Consider the following 14,688-nt stretch of genomic DNA (forward strand, 5'->3'; position numbering starts at 1 on the left):
GGCCGCCGTTGAATAAGACCCTAAGCAGAATGCCCGGCCTGCGATTGAGCGGCAACCCGGGGCTGAACTTTCCGCCACGAACTGTACAAAAAACAACCAACATTCACCAAGCCACGCGGAATAAGGGCTAGAGCACTGTGCACTCACCTTATCCACAGGCCCGTCCACAGTCTTTGGGGGCAAGTCGAACATGCTCAAAGCCTTTGTACACAAGGGGTAGAGCCCGGACTGAAGTGTTTTTAACTTGACCTGAACATGGCTGACATGCAGGCGCCCTGAAAAGGTGCAACCCGGTGACTCCGGACAGATAGCCAGAAGCCAGTCATTACGCTGCTCAGGGCATTCTTTCCAGAGTTTAACCACAGACTTATCCACAGGCCGGACAGCTTTTTTGATTCGACTTTATAACTGAACAAATCTGTTGACAAATCCCCCGACCACTCGAGCAAAAACCACTGATCAAAAAACGATCACAGCCATGGAGGCCATAGAAATAAAGGCCTGCAGCCAACTACTCCCACGTTACCCACAGCCACCTCCACAGCAAACGGGGACAAGTCAAAACGATGACAAAACAGCGATTTACAGCGTCTTTATGTCGCGCTTTAGTAGGGTTGCAATATTGTTTTCCACAATTTCAAGTGCGCTTTGTAGAACAATAAAAAAGCCCCACTTAAGGGGCTGAATGGATGGAATGCTCGCGTATGCTGGTAACGGCCGTTAATGCCCGCCCAAATAAGCGTTGCGAACCTCCTCATTGCTCAGCAACTCCTTGCCGCTGCCGGTCAGACGAATCTCACCGTTGACCATCACGTAGGCGCGGTCGGATAACCTCAGGGCATGGTTGGCGTTTTGCTCGACCAGAAAGATGGTCATGCCGGTCTTTGCCAACTCCCGCAACGTGGAGAAAATCTGCTTCACCACGATAGGTGCCAACCCCAGGCTGGGCTCATCCAGCAACAGCAACTTGGGACGACTCATCAACGCCCGGGCGATGGCGAGCATTTGCTGCTCCCCGCCAGACATCGTCATCGCCCGCTGATTACGCCGTTCCTTGAGCCGCGGGAACAGTTCGAACATGCGCTGCATGTCTTCGTCAGCGTATTTGTCACCAATCGGGATGGTCCCCATCAACAGGTTTTCTTCAACCGTCATGTCCGGGAACACGCGACGCCCTTCCGGCGACTGAGCAATGCCATTGGAGGCAATGTAATGCGAGGACTTCTGGGTGATGTCCACGCCCTGGTACAGGATCTGCCCGCCACTGGCCCGCGGCTGGCCAAAAATCGACATCAACAGCGTCGATTTGCCCGCGCCGTTGGAGCCAATCAGGCTGACGGTCTCGCCCTCCTCAATGTGCATCGACACTTTTTTCAGCGCCTGGATCGGCCCGTAATGCACGTCCAGCTCCTTGAGTTCGAGGATCGTGCTCGTCATATCAGCTCCTCTTCGTCTGCGCCAAGGTAGGCAGCAATCACTTTCGGGTCGTTGCGAATGGCTTCAGGCCCCCCTTGGGCAATCACGTTGCCGTGGTCGAGTACCACAATGTGGTCGGAAATACTCATGACCATGCCCATGTCGTGTTCGATCAGCACCACCGTCAGGTCGTGTTCGTCACGCAACAGGCGAATCATCGCGCTCAACGCTTCGGTTTCCTGAGGGTTGAGACCCGCCGCCGGTTCATCCAGACAGATGATTTGCGGCCGCGTGCACATGGCCCGGGCGATTTCCAGGCGTCGCTGCTGGCCGTAGGACAACTCGCCCGCCAGACGGTTAGCGCAGTCCACCAGGTCCACCACCTCCAGCCAGTAAAACGCGTGGTCCAGTGCATCGCTTTCAGCCTTGCGATAGCCCTTGGTGTTGAGGATGCCGGCCAGCATGTTGCGGTTGACCCACATGTGCTGCGCCACCAGCAGGTTTTCCAGCACGGACATTTCCTTGAACAGCCGAATGTTCTGGAAGGTTCGAGCCAGGCCGGCGCGGTTCACCAGGTGAGTGCCACCGAACATCTTGTAATAGAGCCGGCTGGCAAACACCTTGGGCGATACAAAGTCGGTCAGGCGGAACGGCTCACCCAGCAGTTTGATCACATTGGTACGAGTGCCACGGGCATTGAGTTCGATCTTGCCGCCAGATGCTTTGTAAAAGCCGGTCAGGCAGTTGAACACCGTGGTTTTGCCCGCGCCATTCGGGCCGATCAGGGCAAAAATCGAGTTGCGTTTGACCTGGAGGCTGACATCGCTCAAAGCTTTGATGCCACCGAAATGCATCATCAGCTTGTCGACCGAAAGCACGATCTCGTCATTGTTCGGGTGTTCGTTCATGGCGCGACCCCCTTACGTGGCGTCACACCGACGCGGCTGATCCGGATCAAGCCACGCGGACGCCAAATCATCATCAACACCATGAGCACGCCAAACAACAGCACCCGGTATTCGGCAAAACTGCGCAGCAACTCAGGGGCCACGGTCAGTACGAATGCAGCGATGACCACGCCGACCGTCGAGCCCATGCCGCCCAGTACCACAATCGCGAGGATCAGTGCCGACTCAAAGAAGGTAAACGACGACGGGTTTACAAACCCTTGGTAGCTGGCAAAGAACACACCGGCCAGACCCGCAGTGGAAGCGCCGAGGGTGAATGCCGAGAGTTTGACCAGCACGTGATTCAGGCCCATGGCACGGCAGGCGATCTCATCTTCGCGCAACGCCTCCCAGGCGCGACCGACAGGCATGCGGGTCAAGCGCTGCTTGATGTAGAGCACCAACAGCACCACCAGGAACAGCACAATGTAGATAAACAGGAACTTGATGTTGGGGTTGTAGGCCAGACCAAAGAACTCATGGAACGGTACCCCGCCATCTTTGGCTCGACGCCCGAACTCCAGCCCGAAAAACGTGGGCGAAGGCACCGGCATCCCGTTCGGGCCGCCGGTAAACGACAGCCAGTTATTGAGCACCAGCCGGATGATTTCACCGAAGCCCAGGGTCACGATTGCCAGGTAATCCCCATGCATTCGTAATACCGGAAATCCCAGGATGCACCCCGCCATCGCTGCCGCAATCGCCGCCAGCGGCAGCACCGTCCAAAAGCCCAACCCCAAATACTGGTAACCCAGCGCCAGACCATAAGCGCCGATGGCGTAGAACGCGACATAACCCAGGTCGAGCAGCCCTGCCAGCCCGACCACGATGTTCAGCCCCAGGCCGAGCAGCACATAGATCAGACCGAGAATCACCACCGTCAGCAGGTATTTGTTGGCAAAGAACGGAAACACTATGGCAATCACGATCAGCAGCGGGACAATCCAGCGCAGACGCGTTTTATAGTCAGGCGGCAATACATGCACACCGGAGCCGCTGGATTCAAACCCCTGAAGGATTTTCAAACCTTTGGCCGTTTGCAAAAACAGGCTGAGGGCAAAACGCCCGACCATCACGATGGCCACCAGCCAACCGACGCGTGCCGGTTGCAAATTAAAGCTGTAACCGTCGAGCACTACCCCCACGATAGGCCCGAATACAATCAATGAAATCAACCCGGCGAGGATCGAATCGACAAGGCTTCTTTTAAGATCAAGCGGCTTGTTAATGGCTGCAGACATACTTACACCTTCGCCACGAGTGGACGACCCAGCAGGCCTTGAGGACGGAAAATCAGGATCAGCACCAGCAGTGAGAAACTGAACACGTCCTTGTAATCCGAGTTAATCAACCCGGCAAAAAGCGACTCGGAAATCCCCAGGATGATCCCCCCCAACATTGCCCCGGGCAGTGATCCGATTCCGCCGAGTACCGCAGCGGTAAACGCCTTGATCCCGATGATGAACCCGGCATAGAAGTCGAAGGTGCCGTAGTTCATGGTGATCAAGACACCGGCCAGAGCAGCCATGGCGGCACCGATGACAAACACATAAGAGATCACGCGATCGGTATTGATCCCCAGGATCGACGCCATCTTGCGGTCTTGCTGTGTCGCACGGCACATACGGCCAAGCTTGGTGTACTTGATGATGTAGGTCAGCACGCCCATCCCTACAAAGGCGGCAATCAGGATGAAGACCTTGGTGTAGGTGAGTTGCACAAAGCCCGTGCCTATATCGACACGCCAGGCACCACTGAGCAACGTTGGAACGCCCTGTTGGCGAGAGCCTTGGGCGATTTGCACATAGTTCTGCAGGATCAGGGAAATACCGATGGCGCTGATCAAAGGCGCCAGCCGTGTGGAGTTTCGCAGGGGTTTGTAAGCCACGCGCTCGATCACCCAGCCATACACGCCAGTGACCACCACGGTGAAAATCAAGGTACCCAACATCAGCAGCGGGAAAGACTCAATGCCGAAGTATGCCAACAGAGCCAGACTGATCGCCGCGAGGTAAGCAGAGATCATGTACACCTCGCCGTGGGCGAAGTTAATCATGCCGATGATGCCGTAGACCATTGTGTAGCCGATGGCAATCAGGCCGTAAACAGACCCTAAGGTCAGGCCGTTCAGCAGTTGCTGTAGGAAGATACCGTCCATAACGCAATCTCACGCATTTGAGCATTGGCGCAGCCACGCGCCACCCTTGCCGTCAGCCGACGACCCAGGTGGCGCTGCTGACGCAGCTCCTGGAAAAAAAGACCGGTGATGCACTTTCGTTCCTGCCCGAACCGCAGCCGAAGCGCGGTTCAGGCAAGGGACTCATCTCACTTCTGTTTTTCCAGCTGGTGATATTTGCCGTCTTTGTCCCACTGGTACATCACGTAGTCAGAGACCTTGAGGTCGCCCTTGCTGTCCCAGGCTTTCTCGCCCATTACGGTTTTGACCGGGTTGGCCTTGAGCCACTTGGCGGCATCCTCACCTTTGTTGGACTTGGCGCCATTGAAGGCATCAGCCAGGGCCTGAACCGAAGCATAGGCGTACAAGGTGTAGCCTTCCGGCTCGGTTCCGGCTTTACGGAACTGGTCCACTACGGCCTTGCTGTCCGGCAGCAGGCGCGGGTCAGCACCGAAGGTCATGTACACACCCTCTACGTATTGCGGGCCACCTGCAGTCGTCACCAGTTCATCGGTTACCACGCCGTCATCGGACATGAACTTCACGTCTTTAAGGCCTTGTTCACGCAACTGGCGTACCAGGGGGCCGGCTTCCGGGTGCAGGCCGCCGAAGTACACGACATCAGCCCCGGCTGCACGGATCTTGGTCACCACGGCGCTGAAATCTTTCTCGCCACGGGTCAGGCCTTCATACAGAACAGGTTTTACGCCGCGTTTTTCCAGTTGAGCCTTGGTCGCATCCGCCAGGCCCTGGCCGTAAGTGTCCTTGTCGTGCAGCACCACGACTTTTTTGCCTTTCAGGACGTCGACAATGTAGTCCGCCGCGACGATCCCTTGCTGGTCGTCACGCCCGCACATGCGGAACATGGCGCCCAGCCCCCGCTCAGTAACGGCGGGGTTGGTCGAGCCCGGCGTGATCGCAATCACACCCGCTTCGTCGTACACCTCAGACGCAGGAATGGTGGATGACGAGCAGAAATGCCCTACGACCCCAATCACCTCATCTTGATCCACCAAGCGGTTGGCCACCGCAACGGCCTGTTTGGGCTCACAGGCATCGTCAGCCTTGATCAGTACGATCTTTTCGCCGTTGACGCCGCCCTTGGCATTGATTGCGTCCGCCGCGGCCTGTGCACCCTTCATGTACTGCTCGCCAAATGCTGCGTTGGCGCCGGTCATCGGGCCCGCCACACCGATTTTCACATCCGCCTGAACAAACGAAGAAACACCCAACGCAGTAGCCACTGCGAGAGCCAGAAAACCTTTCTTGTAGAACGTCTGCGACATGAGGTGGTGCTCCTGAGTTTTTTTAGTTGGCACTGCGACTTCACACAAACTGCTGAGCAAGCCGCGTGCCAGTGGTTTTTTATTCTTAAAAAAGCCGCTGTATTGTTGTTATATCGACTGTTTCGAGCCCATTTTCATTGGGCGTGCAACCGTCTAAACCAAGGAAGGTGAAACCATCAATCACTCATCGGTTACACCGCCCACATGAGGCGTTGCAACCGGGTAGTCCTGCACTGCGCAACCGCCCTGTAACCCGATGCGTCACCGATCTGCACACTCTCGGTGCGCGACTGCTACAGGCGGCACCTTTTAAGGCTAGTCGCTGGCGGGCTAAACGTTGGGCGGGGAGTCAGATAATTCTGCTCAGATCACAATTCGCAAGCATTGCCCGGCGTGATAAAGCGAAAAACCGGCCTCATACAAACAACTGCGCAGAGCCGCGCCAGCCAGCGGCTGCATGGGCGCAAACGGAATGGGCAGCGCACTGGCATCACCGCTACACAAGTAATCGGCAAAAGCCTTGCCCACCACCGTACCGGTCGTTACGCCTCGCCCGTTGTAACCGGTCACGGCCACCAGACCGGGTGCCGGCTCGAACAACCGCATCAGGTGATCGGGGGTGAAGGCAATACAGCCGGTCCAGGTGCACTCCCACTCCACACCCTTCAAATACGGAAAGTAATGCTGTTGCACACGGTCAGCCCACGCTTTGAGAAACCACGCGGGTTTTTGATTGCCATTTCCCAGGCTGCCCAATAGCAGGCGGCCCTCAGCGTCCCGACGAATGCTGCTCAGTACCTGGCGGGTGTCCCACGAGCCCTGACCACCCGGCAAGATGCGTTTGCCGGTGTCATCCGTCAGAGGTTTGGAGGCGACCTGATAGTAATAACCCGGAAAAAAATTACGGCGCAAGTCGGTCCATTCACCCTCGGTATAGGCGTTGGAGGCCAGCACCACCTGTTCGGCGCTGACTGCACCCTCGGCGGTTTGCACGGACCAGCGCTGGCCCTGACGCTCAAGCCGGGTGACGGGCGATTGGTCGAACAGGCGCCCGCCCAACTCGCTGGCGGTCTTGGCCAGGCCCGAGGTATAAGCCATGGGGTTCAAGGTTCCGGCCCGCCGATCGAGCAAGGCCGCGGCGATTTTGGGGGTGCCGGTGGCCGCTTCGCAGGCTGCGCCCGTTAACAATTCAACAGGGGCCCCCCGGCGCTTCCATTGCTGTTCGCGGCTGCGCAAATCAGCCTAGCCCTTGGCGTTATGGGCCATGTGCAGCGTGCCTTCGCGACGCAGTTGGCAGTCAATGCGGTATTTATCGATCAGGCTGAATACCAGAGACGGTGCCGCCCCGAGCATGCGATTGAGCTGACTGCCGACCGCGGGGCCAAAACCGGCCTCGATCTCATCGGGCGGGATCCACATCCCGGCATTGACCAGCCCCACATTGCGCCCTGAACCACCGTGTCCGGTACGGTGAGCTTCAAGTACGCAGACAGTTTTGCCCTGTTCCAGCAGATGGATTGCAGCTGACAGCCCCGTGATACCGGCGCCTATCACACACACATCAACGCTTAACTCCCCTTTGAAAGTGGGTGATTGAGGACGTTGAGGTGTGAGGTTTTCCCACAGACATTGTTCGCGTAAAGGCATTGCCAAGCTCCAAAAATGAAACCTAACCAGAATCAAAAGCCCCTGACCCTCTCCCGAAAGAGAGGGTTTGCATCACCTCAATCGAACGTAATCCCCTGCGCCAGCGGCAGCTCCAACGAATAGTTGATGGTGTTGGTCTGGCGGCGCATGTAGCCGCGCCAAGCATCAGAACCGGATTCACGACCGCCACCGGTTTCTTTTTCGCCACCGAAGGCACCGCCGATCTCGGCGCCGCTCGGGCCGATATTGACGTTGGCAATGCCGCAGTCACTGCCGGTGGCAGACATGAATTGTTCGGCCTCTCGCACGTCTGTGGTGAAGATGCACGATGACAGCCCTTGTGGCACCGCATTGTTCAGGCGTACAGCTTCGGCAAAGTCGGTGTAGCCCACGACGTACAGGATCGGTGCGAAGGTTTCATTGCAAACCACATCGCTCTGCTCCGGCATTTCGACGATCGCCGGGGACACGTAGTAAGCATCCGGGTATTGGCCGGTCAATTGGCGCTCTCCGCCAAACACTCGCCCGCCTTCGCTCAACGCCTGCTCCAGTGCATCCTGCATGTTTTCAAAGCTGTGTTTGTCGATCAGCGGCCCAACCAGGTTGCCTTCCAGCGGGTGGCCAATGCGCACCCTGGAATAGGCCGCCTTGAGCCGGGTGACGATTTCTTCCTTGACCGACTCATGGGCGATCAGCCGGCGCAGGCTGGTGCAACGCTGGCCTGCGGTGCCCACGGCACTGAACAGAATCGCCCGGACGGCCATGTCCAGATCCGCGCTCGGGGCGAGGATCATGGCGTTATTGCCACCCAGTTCCAGAATGCTGCGAGCGAACCGTGCGGCGATCTTCGGAGCCACTTCACGCCCCATACGGGTGCTGCCTGTGGCGCTGATCAGCGCTACACGCGGGTCATCGACCAGGGCTTCGCCGGCGTCACGCCCGCCAATAATCACTTGGCTGAGGTACGGGGGGGCATCGTCGAATCCGCTCAGGACCCGATCAAACAAGGCCTGGCAGGCCAGCGCGGTAAGCGGTGTTTTCTCGGACGGTTTCCAGATCACCGCGTTGCCACACACCAGTGCCAGCGTAGTGTTCCAGGCCCAGACCGCCACCGGGAAGTTGAAGGCGCTGATCACCCCGACCACACCCAGCGGGTGCCAGGATTCGCGCATGTGGTGACCCGGACGTTCGGAGGCAATGGTCAAACCATAAAGCTGGCGCGACAGGCCCACTGCGAAATCGCAGATGTCGATCATTTCCTGGACCTCACCCAGGCCTTCCTGGGTGATCTTGCCCGCCTCCCAGGACACCAGCTCCCCCAGGTCCGTCTTGTACTCGCGCAGCAAATCGCCGAACTGGCGCACCAGTTCGCCACGGCGTGGCGCAGGCACTTGGCGCCAGACCTCGAATGCATGCTCGGCACGGGTGACGTGTTGCTCGGCCTCGGCGGCACCTTCCCAGTGCACGGCGCCGATCCGGCTGCCATCAATCGGCGTATGAACTGGTTGGTTGCCCTGCTGGTACAGGGCGGGGTTCACACCAAGACGATCCAGTAATGCAGCAATCATGGGAGCACTCCTTGAACTGAAAAAGGGTTCGCCGCGCATAACGGCTCAGGCCATTAGTTGTAGCCGGGTCGACGGACGGCAACAAACGACCTTTAAGCCAGATATCATTCCAAAAATTCATGCTGCGCTGGTAACGTCACCGCACACCACGTACGAGGGCCCTTTTATGCTCAATAAACGCCACCTGCCATCAATCACTGCCTTGCAGTGTTTTGAGGCGGTCACCCGTCACTTGAGCTTCACGCGCGCCGCAGAAGAACTGAATCTGACCCAGAGCGCCGTCAGCAAACAGGTGGCGCAACTGGAAGAGTTGCTACAGCACTTGCTGTTTCGCCGCGTACGCCGTCGCTTACAACTGACACCTGCCGGTGATTTGTACCTGGTCGAAGTCCGAAAGATCCTCACCCAAGTCGAGATGTCGACCCATACCCTACGCTCCTATGGCGGCGAAACAGAGGTGTTACGGGTATCAACCCCCTCGACCTTCGGTGCTCGTTGGCTGGTGCCCCGGCTCAAGGGCTGGCGGCTGCGCCATCCGCAGATTCATCTGGACCTGTGCAACGAGCAGGAAGCTGATGACTTGCTGCAGGGTCGCAGCGATCTGGCGTTCTATTTTGGCCAGGGTTCACGACCCGGCACCGAATGCCTGAAGCTGTTTGGTGAAGAGCTGGTGGCCGTGTGTGCACCCGCCAGCTTGCCGGCCACCCCGTTCACAGACCCGACACAGTTGACCGATCTGGTACTGCTGCAGAACGCCTCACGCCCACAGGCCTGGCATGAATGGTTCGAAAGTCAGGGGTATCGCACCGATCACAGCTATCACGGCCCCCGCTTTGACACTTTCTATATGTGCATCCGTGCAGCTCAGGTGGGCTGTGGTGTCGCGCTGCTCCCACGGTTTCTGGTGGAAGAGGAATTGGCTGACGGCAAGCTCGTGATCGCCTGGCAGCACCCGATGCCCAGCCGAGACGCCTACTACCTCGCCTATCCCGAGCATTCAGCGGGCGTACCCAAAGTCCGGGATTTTGTCGCGTGGATGCTCGAGCAACTGGAAGACCCGCACACCCTGTAGCCGCGAGGAAATGCCTCGCCGGACAAAAACCACTGGCAATACCGCCTGCGGATATGCGCCACTAGCACCATTCATTGAAAGAGCTGAATGTCGTGGTCATCAGGCACGGCCAGCATGGAGATAGCCGCTATGAGCGAGAGTGTGTTTGCCGATCACATCGTGCAGAACCTGCTCGACACCGATTTCTACAAATTGACCATGATGCAGGCGGTGCTGCACAACTATCCCAACGTGGAAGTCGAATGGGAGTTCCGCTGCCGTAACAGCGAAGACTTGCGCCCGTACCTGAACGAAATTCGCCACCAGATCGAGCGCTTGGGCGAGTTGAGCATGAGCCAGGACCAACTGGGGTTTCTGGAGCGCATCACGTTCATGAAGCCTGACTTCATCCGTTTCCTGGGCCTGTTCCGCTTCAATATGCGCTACGTACACACCGGGATCGAAAACGGCGAACTGTTTATCCGTCTGCGTGGCCCGTGGCTGCATGTCATTCTGTTTGAAGTGCCCTTGCTGGCGATTGTCAGCGAAGTGCGCAACCGTTCTCGCTACGCAGGCACGGTGCTGTCCCAGGCCCGCGAGCAGTTGTATCGCAAGTTTGACTGGCTGCAGGCCAACGCCAGCGCAGACGAACTGGCCGAACTGCAAGTCGCCGATTTCGGTACGCGTCGACGCTTCTCGTACCGCGTACAAGAAGAAGTGGTCAACGTGCTCAAGCATGATTTCCCCGGGCGCTTTGTCGGCACCAGCAACGTCAACCTGTCCCGCGAACTGGACATGAAACCGCTGGGCACCATGGCCCACGAATGGATCATGGCGCACCAGCAGCTGGGGCCACGCCTGATTGACAGCCAAAGCGCCGCGCTCGACTGCTGGGTCCGCGAATACCGTGGTCTGCTGGGGATTGCGCTGACGGACTGCATCACCACGGACGCTTTCCTCACCGACTTCGATCTGTACTTTGCCAAGCTGTTCGACGGTTTGCGCCACGACTCGGGGGATCCGGTGCTGTGGGCCGAAAAATGCATAGCCCATTACCACCGTCTCGGTATTGACCCGATGAGCAAGACTCTGGTGTTCTCGGACAGCCTCACGCTGCCTCGCGCACTGGAAATTTTCCGGGCGCTGCGCGGCAGAATCAATGTCAGCTTTGGTATCGGCACCAACCTGACGTGCGACATTCCGGGTGTCGAGCCGATGAGCATCGTGCTTAAAATGACCGCCTGCAATGGCTCGCCAGTCGCGAAGATTTCAGACGAACCGGGCAAGACCCATTGCTCCGATCCAAATTTCGCCGCCTACTTGCGCCACGTTTTCCATGTTCCTGAACAGTCTCCAAAGGAGTGAATCATGCAGGCCGTACAGCAGCAGATTGCTGAAGACCTCAAGGTCCAGCCGCCGTTTAAAGACACCGCCGCCCTGGAGGCCGAGGTCGCCCGACGCATCACCTTCATTCAGTGCTGCCTGCACAATGCCAGGCTCAAAACCCTGGTACTGGGCATCAGTGGAGGCGTCGACTCGCTGGTTGCGGGCTTGATGGCCCAGCGCGCAGTCAAGCAAATGCGCGAGCAGACCGGCGATCCTGCATATCGCTTTATCGCCGTGCGCCTGCCCTACATGGCGCAACACGATGAAGTCGATGCGACCGCTGCGGTCGATTTCATTAGCCCCGACGAGCGCCAAACCGTCAACATCGGCCCGGCAGTCAAAGCCCTGGCCGCCGAAGTCACGGCGTTCGAAGGCAAGCCCCACGCCACCGTCGACTTTGTATTGGGCAACACCAAGGCGCGGATGCGCATGGTGGCGCAATACACCATCGCGGGGGCTACCGGCGGCCTTGTCATCGGCACCGACCACGCGGCCGAAGCGGTGATGGGTTTCTTCACCAAGTTTGGCGACGGCTCGTGCGATCTGGCACCGTTGAGCGGCCTGGTAAAAAACCAGGTGCGGGACATTGCCCGGTATTTCGGCGCGCCCGAGTCGCTGGTCGAGAAAATTCCGACTGCCGACCTGGAAGACCTGGCACCCGGCAAGCCGGACGAAGCATCCCATGGCGTCACCTACGCCGAAATCGATGCGTTCCTGCAAGGCCAGCCAGTCAGTCAGGCCGCGTTCGACATCATCTGCAGGACCTACGAGAAAACCCAGCACAAACGCGAGATGCCGCTCGCCCCTTGATCCGTAACGCCCCCCTGTAGCCGCTGCCGCAGGCTGCGATAAGAGCCACAGGCCCTGCGCGTTTAAAAAAGCGTGAAGGGCCTGCAGACTTGATCGGCAGCGGCTACAGAATATCGACGTACGAAAAAACGGAATGAACCCCACGTTTTTTTTCGCTTGTCGCGTCCACACCATCAGGCTTTGATAAGCGTCTATTTCGTCGCCAGAGCCCTGCCCCATGTCTTCTTTCGATGGTCTGTTCTCTCTAGTCCAGTCGCTACTCGGTCAGCCGGCCGCCCATTGGCTGCGCGAGCATGTTGATGTCCCTGAAGGATTGCTTGATTTCAGCTGGAGCGAACAAGCACTGCACCGGGTATGGCTCGCTGAAGCACTGAACCTGTGCCTGCTGCACAAGCTGGTGGATGCCGTGCCGGATGGCCGACGCTATGTTGAAGAACAGGCACGTCACGGACGCAAGGTGGTATTCGATCACGGCGCCCTGCGCACGGTGGATTGGCCCGACAATGGCGAGCTACCCCGTGGTCGCCAGGCCTTCGCTCGTCTGCTGGAGCCACTGGGCTTTACCGATGTACGCACCTACCCGCTGACACGGCTCAACATGACGGGCTGGGGTTATCGGCAGATGGACTTGCCCGAAGACATTGCCCAGTTTTTTGTCTCGGAACTGCACCCGGGCCGGTTCAGCGAATCCTTCCAGCAGGCCGTCAGCCGCGTGGTGAGCTCCAGCCTCGACCCGCTGGAGGCGCAACACCTGAACATCCTCAAACGCCTGCAGCTCACCCGCCACTGCAGCCTCGACGAAGCTCAAACCGTGTTGCCGGCGCTGTACCGGGCCTTCGGGCGCCAGCACGGGGTGGTGCTTGAAACGGATTACCAGTGTCTGCTCAAGGAAAGCGCCGAAATGGCCTGGATTGCCACCGAAGGCAACAGCTTCAACCACCTGACCGACCGCGTACAAGACCTGACCGCCTGCGTCGCGCATCAGCACGACCTGCAGCGCCCCATGAAAGACAGCATCGAAGTCTCGGCCTCGGGTCGGGTCCTGCAGACCGCGTACCGCGCCTGCACGGTCAGCCGAGGCCTGATCGATGCCGCCGGGCATTATCGCGAGCACGCAGTGCCGGGATCATTCGTCGAGTTCATTCAGCGCAAGGTTGATCCCGACACCGGACGAATCGACCTGAACTTCGACAGCAGCAACGCCCAGGGCATTTTCAAAATGACCGACTCCAAAGCTTGAACCTGAACGCAAACAGCCCTGACGGCACGAGGCGCGTCAGGGCTGTTCAAAGGCAGGTGCCGGGGCTTATTTGAGGACCACGGTGCCTTTCATCATCGAGTTGTGGCCCGGGAAGGAGCAGAAGAACTCATACGACTCAGCCGGATTCAGCTTCGACACGTCGAAGGTCACCGAATCGGTCTCGCCAGCGCCAATGACCTTGGTGTGGGCAATGACACGTGTGTCACCTTCCTTCAGGTAGTTTTTATCCAGCCCGGCGCTGATTCCGTCTGTGGCGATACCCGCCATGTCTGCTGTTTTGCTCAATACCCAGTTATGGCCCATGACATTTTTCGGCAATTTGCCGGAATGTTTCAGCTCAACCGTGAACGTTTTGCATGACTTGTCGATTTCAATGGCTTTGGTGTCAAAGCTCATCTGATCAGTGGAATCGACTGTCACTTTGCATTCAGCCGCCAGCAATTGGCCGCTGGCCAGAGTCAACAGGGATACCGCAACAACTTTGGCAAACATGGTTTATCTCCGAGGCAGGGTACAAAAAATACAAAACTTGTATACAGATTGCACGAAAGCGATGAAAGTTCCAATGACCTGCGTCATGCTCTATCGCATTAATCGAAACAATCAACCAGCCAGACGAACATCAGGCCCTTAACCTTAGGCCATCAATTCCGGTCTGGAGCACCCCTGATGAGATTTCCCGCATTGCTGTCCCACCTGCTCGCCGCCTATGCCTGCGGTGCCAGCGGGCACCCTGAACCCTCAGGCGCTACGCTTGAATACACGCACTATTCTGACCAGGTGTAGAGTCGGGGCAGCAACGTGGAATTCACCCTTGCAAAAACCCAGCTAACGGCTAAGCACTAATACAGGGCAGAATACGCGCCGCTCAACCTCAACTTCGAGCCCAGAGGATCGCCCATGGCCAAACCAAATTACAACTTCGCTAAGCGTCAAAGAGACTTGGCTAAAGAGCAGAAGAAAGAGGAAAAGCTTCAGCGCAAGAAAGCAGCCGCTGAAGAAGGCACAGTAGAGCTGAATCCCGATGCTGACACCGCCGTCGATGCAGAGGGTGAGGTTGTCGCTGAAAACACCGAGACACCAGCAGAAAAAGCTCCCGACGCGTAACCCCCTCGGCCCGGTTATCCACAACCTGGCCCA

12 protein-coding genes and 1 pseudogene are annotated in these 14,688 nt (G+C 58.0%); 5 read left to right on the forward strand and 8 right to left on the reverse strand.

The window, feature by feature from the left end; all coding sequences use genetic code 11:
• Nucleotides 1–720: 720 nt before the first annotated feature.
• The 7 genes and pseudogenes from DQN55_RS19980 to amaB form a co-directional block, all read right to left on the reverse strand.
• Nucleotides 721–1,437 (reverse strand): ABC transporter ATP-binding protein, encoded by a 717-nt coding sequence (locus DQN55_RS19980; RefSeq protein ID WP_048382727.1) that lies wholly within the window; start codon nt 1,435–1,437, stop codon nt 721–723.
• A complete protein-coding gene (locus tag DQN55_RS19985; RefSeq protein WP_048382728.1) occupies nt 1,434–2,324 on the reverse strand; it encodes an ABC transporter ATP-binding protein in 891 nt (296 codons plus the stop codon). The genes DQN55_RS19980 and DQN55_RS19985 overlap by 4 nt, the downstream gene beginning before the upstream one ends.
• Nucleotides 2,321–3,604, reverse strand: a complete 1,284-nt coding sequence (livM, locus tag DQN55_RS19990; RefSeq protein ID WP_048382730.1) for a high-affinity branched-chain amino acid ABC transporter permease LivM — start codon at nt 3,602–3,604, stop codon at nt 2,321–2,323. Before livM ends, DQN55_RS19985 begins: the two co-directional genes overlap by 4 nt.
• Nucleotides 3,605–3,606: 2 nt before the next feature.
• Entirely contained in the window at nt 3,607–4,521 is a 915-nt protein-coding gene (locus DQN55_RS19995; protein WP_048382731.1) for an ABC transporter permease subunit, read from the reverse strand.
• Between the two features lie 167 nt (nt 4,522–4,688).
• The gene (locus DQN55_RS20000; RefSeq protein WP_048382733.1) at nt 4,689–5,825 is read right to left on the reverse strand and encodes an ABC transporter substrate-binding protein; all 1,137 of its coding nucleotides are present in this window, start codon (nt 5,823–5,825) and stop codon (nt 4,689–4,691) included.
• A 363-nt stretch (nt 5,826–6,188) separates the two neighbouring features.
• Nucleotides 6,189–7,472, reverse strand: a pseudogene (amaA, locus tag DQN55_RS20005) (L-pipecolate oxidase).
• A 77-nt stretch (nt 7,473–7,549) separates the two neighbouring features.
• Nucleotides 7,550–9,040: an L-piperidine-6-carboxylate dehydrogenase gene (gene amaB, locus DQN55_RS20010; RefSeq protein WP_048382735.1), complete on the reverse strand. Its 1,491-nt coding sequence runs from the start codon at nt 9,038–9,040 to the stop codon at nt 7,550–7,552.
• A 166-nt stretch (nt 9,041–9,206) separates the two neighbouring features.
• Between amaB and DQN55_RS20015 the strand changes: the two genes are divergently transcribed.
• From DQN55_RS20015 to DQN55_RS20030, 4 genes are all read left to right on the forward strand, one after another.
• On the forward strand, nt 9,207–10,112 hold the full coding sequence (locus tag DQN55_RS20015; RefSeq protein WP_048382736.1) for a LysR family transcriptional regulator: 906 nt from the start codon (nt 9,207–9,209) through the stop codon (nt 10,110–10,112).
• A 129-nt stretch (nt 10,113–10,241) separates the two neighbouring features.
• Nucleotides 10,242–11,456 carry a nicotinate phosphoribosyltransferase gene (gene pncB, locus DQN55_RS20020; RefSeq protein ID WP_048382737.1) on the forward strand — a complete coding sequence of 405 codons (1,215 nt, stop codon included), beginning with the start codon at nt 10,242–10,244 and terminating at the stop codon, nt 11,454–11,456.
• A gap of 3 nt (nt 11,457–11,459) precedes the next feature.
• Complete coding sequence (gene nadE, locus DQN55_RS20025) at nt 11,460–12,287, forward strand: ammonia-dependent NAD(+) synthetase (protein ID WP_048382738.1); 828 nt, start codon at nt 11,460–11,462, stop codon at nt 12,285–12,287.
• Nucleotides 12,288–12,504: 217 nt separating this feature from the next.
• Entirely contained in the window at nt 12,505–13,527 is a 1,023-nt protein-coding gene (locus DQN55_RS20030; protein ID WP_048382739.1) for a DUF1338 domain-containing protein, read from the forward strand.
• Between the two features lie 66 nt (nt 13,528–13,593).
• Here DQN55_RS20030 and azu read toward each other — a convergent pair whose 3' ends face one another.
• Nucleotides 13,594–14,040, reverse strand: a complete 447-nt coding sequence (gene azu, locus DQN55_RS20035) for an azurin (protein ID WP_048382740.1) — start codon at nt 14,038–14,040, stop codon at nt 13,594–13,596.
• 408 nt (nt 14,041–14,448) lie between these two features.
• Between azu and DQN55_RS20040 the strand changes: the two genes are divergently transcribed.
• Nucleotides 14,449–14,655, forward strand: coding sequence for a hypothetical protein (locus DQN55_RS20040; RefSeq protein WP_048382741.1), 207 nt, complete (start codon nt 14,449–14,451; stop codon nt 14,653–14,655).
• The last annotated feature ends 33 nt before the right edge of the window (nt 14,656–14,688 follow it).

Source organism: Pseudomonas taetrolens (genome assembly GCF_900475285.1).
Lineage (GTDB): Bacteria > Pseudomonadota > Gammaproteobacteria > Pseudomonadales > Pseudomonadaceae > Aquipseudomonas > Aquipseudomonas taetrolens.

What these genes read in the sequence shown, in the direction of transcription:
- DQN55_RS20040 (WP_048382741.1), top strand. Translation starts at nt 14,449, where the DNA reads ATGGCCAAACCAAATTACAACTTCGCTAAGCGTCAAAGAGACTTGGCT.
- livM (WP_048382730.1), bottom strand. Translation starts at nt 3,604, where the DNA reads ATGTCTGCAGCCATTAACAAGCCGCTTGATCTTAAAAGAAGCCTTGTC.
- amaB (WP_048382735.1), bottom strand. Translation starts at nt 9,040, where the DNA reads ATGATTGCTGCATTACTGGATCGTCTTGGTGTGAACCCCGCCCTGTAC.
- DQN55_RS19980 (WP_048382727.1), bottom strand. Translation starts at nt 1,437, where the DNA reads ATGACGAGCACGATCCTCGAACTCAAGGAGCTGGACGTGCATTACGGG.
- DQN55_RS20015 (WP_048382736.1), top strand. Translation starts at nt 9,207, where the DNA reads ATGCTCAATAAACGCCACCTGCCATCAATCACTGCCTTGCAGTGTTTT.
- DQN55_RS19995 (WP_048382731.1), bottom strand. Translation starts at nt 4,521, where the DNA reads ATGGACGGTATCTTCCTACAGCAACTGCTGAACGGCCTGACCTTAGGG.
- DQN55_RS19985 (WP_048382728.1), bottom strand. Translation starts at nt 2,324, where the DNA reads ATGAACGAACACCCGAACAATGACGAGATCGTGCTTTCGGTCGACAAG.
- DQN55_RS20000 (WP_048382733.1), bottom strand. Translation starts at nt 5,825, where the DNA reads ATGTCGCAGACGTTCTACAAGAAAGGTTTTCTGGCTCTCGCAGTGGCT.
- DQN55_RS20030 (WP_048382739.1), top strand. Translation starts at nt 12,505, where the DNA reads ATGTCTTCTTTCGATGGTCTGTTCTCTCTAGTCCAGTCGCTACTCGGT.
- pncB (WP_048382737.1), top strand. Translation starts at nt 10,242, where the DNA reads ATGAGCGAGAGTGTGTTTGCCGATCACATCGTGCAGAACCTGCTCGAC.
- nadE (WP_048382738.1), top strand. Translation starts at nt 11,460, where the DNA reads ATGCAGGCCGTACAGCAGCAGATTGCTGAAGACCTCAAGGTCCAGCCG.
- azu (WP_048382740.1), bottom strand. Translation starts at nt 14,040, where the DNA reads ATGTTTGCCAAAGTTGTTGCGGTATCCCTGTTGACTCTGGCCAGCGGC.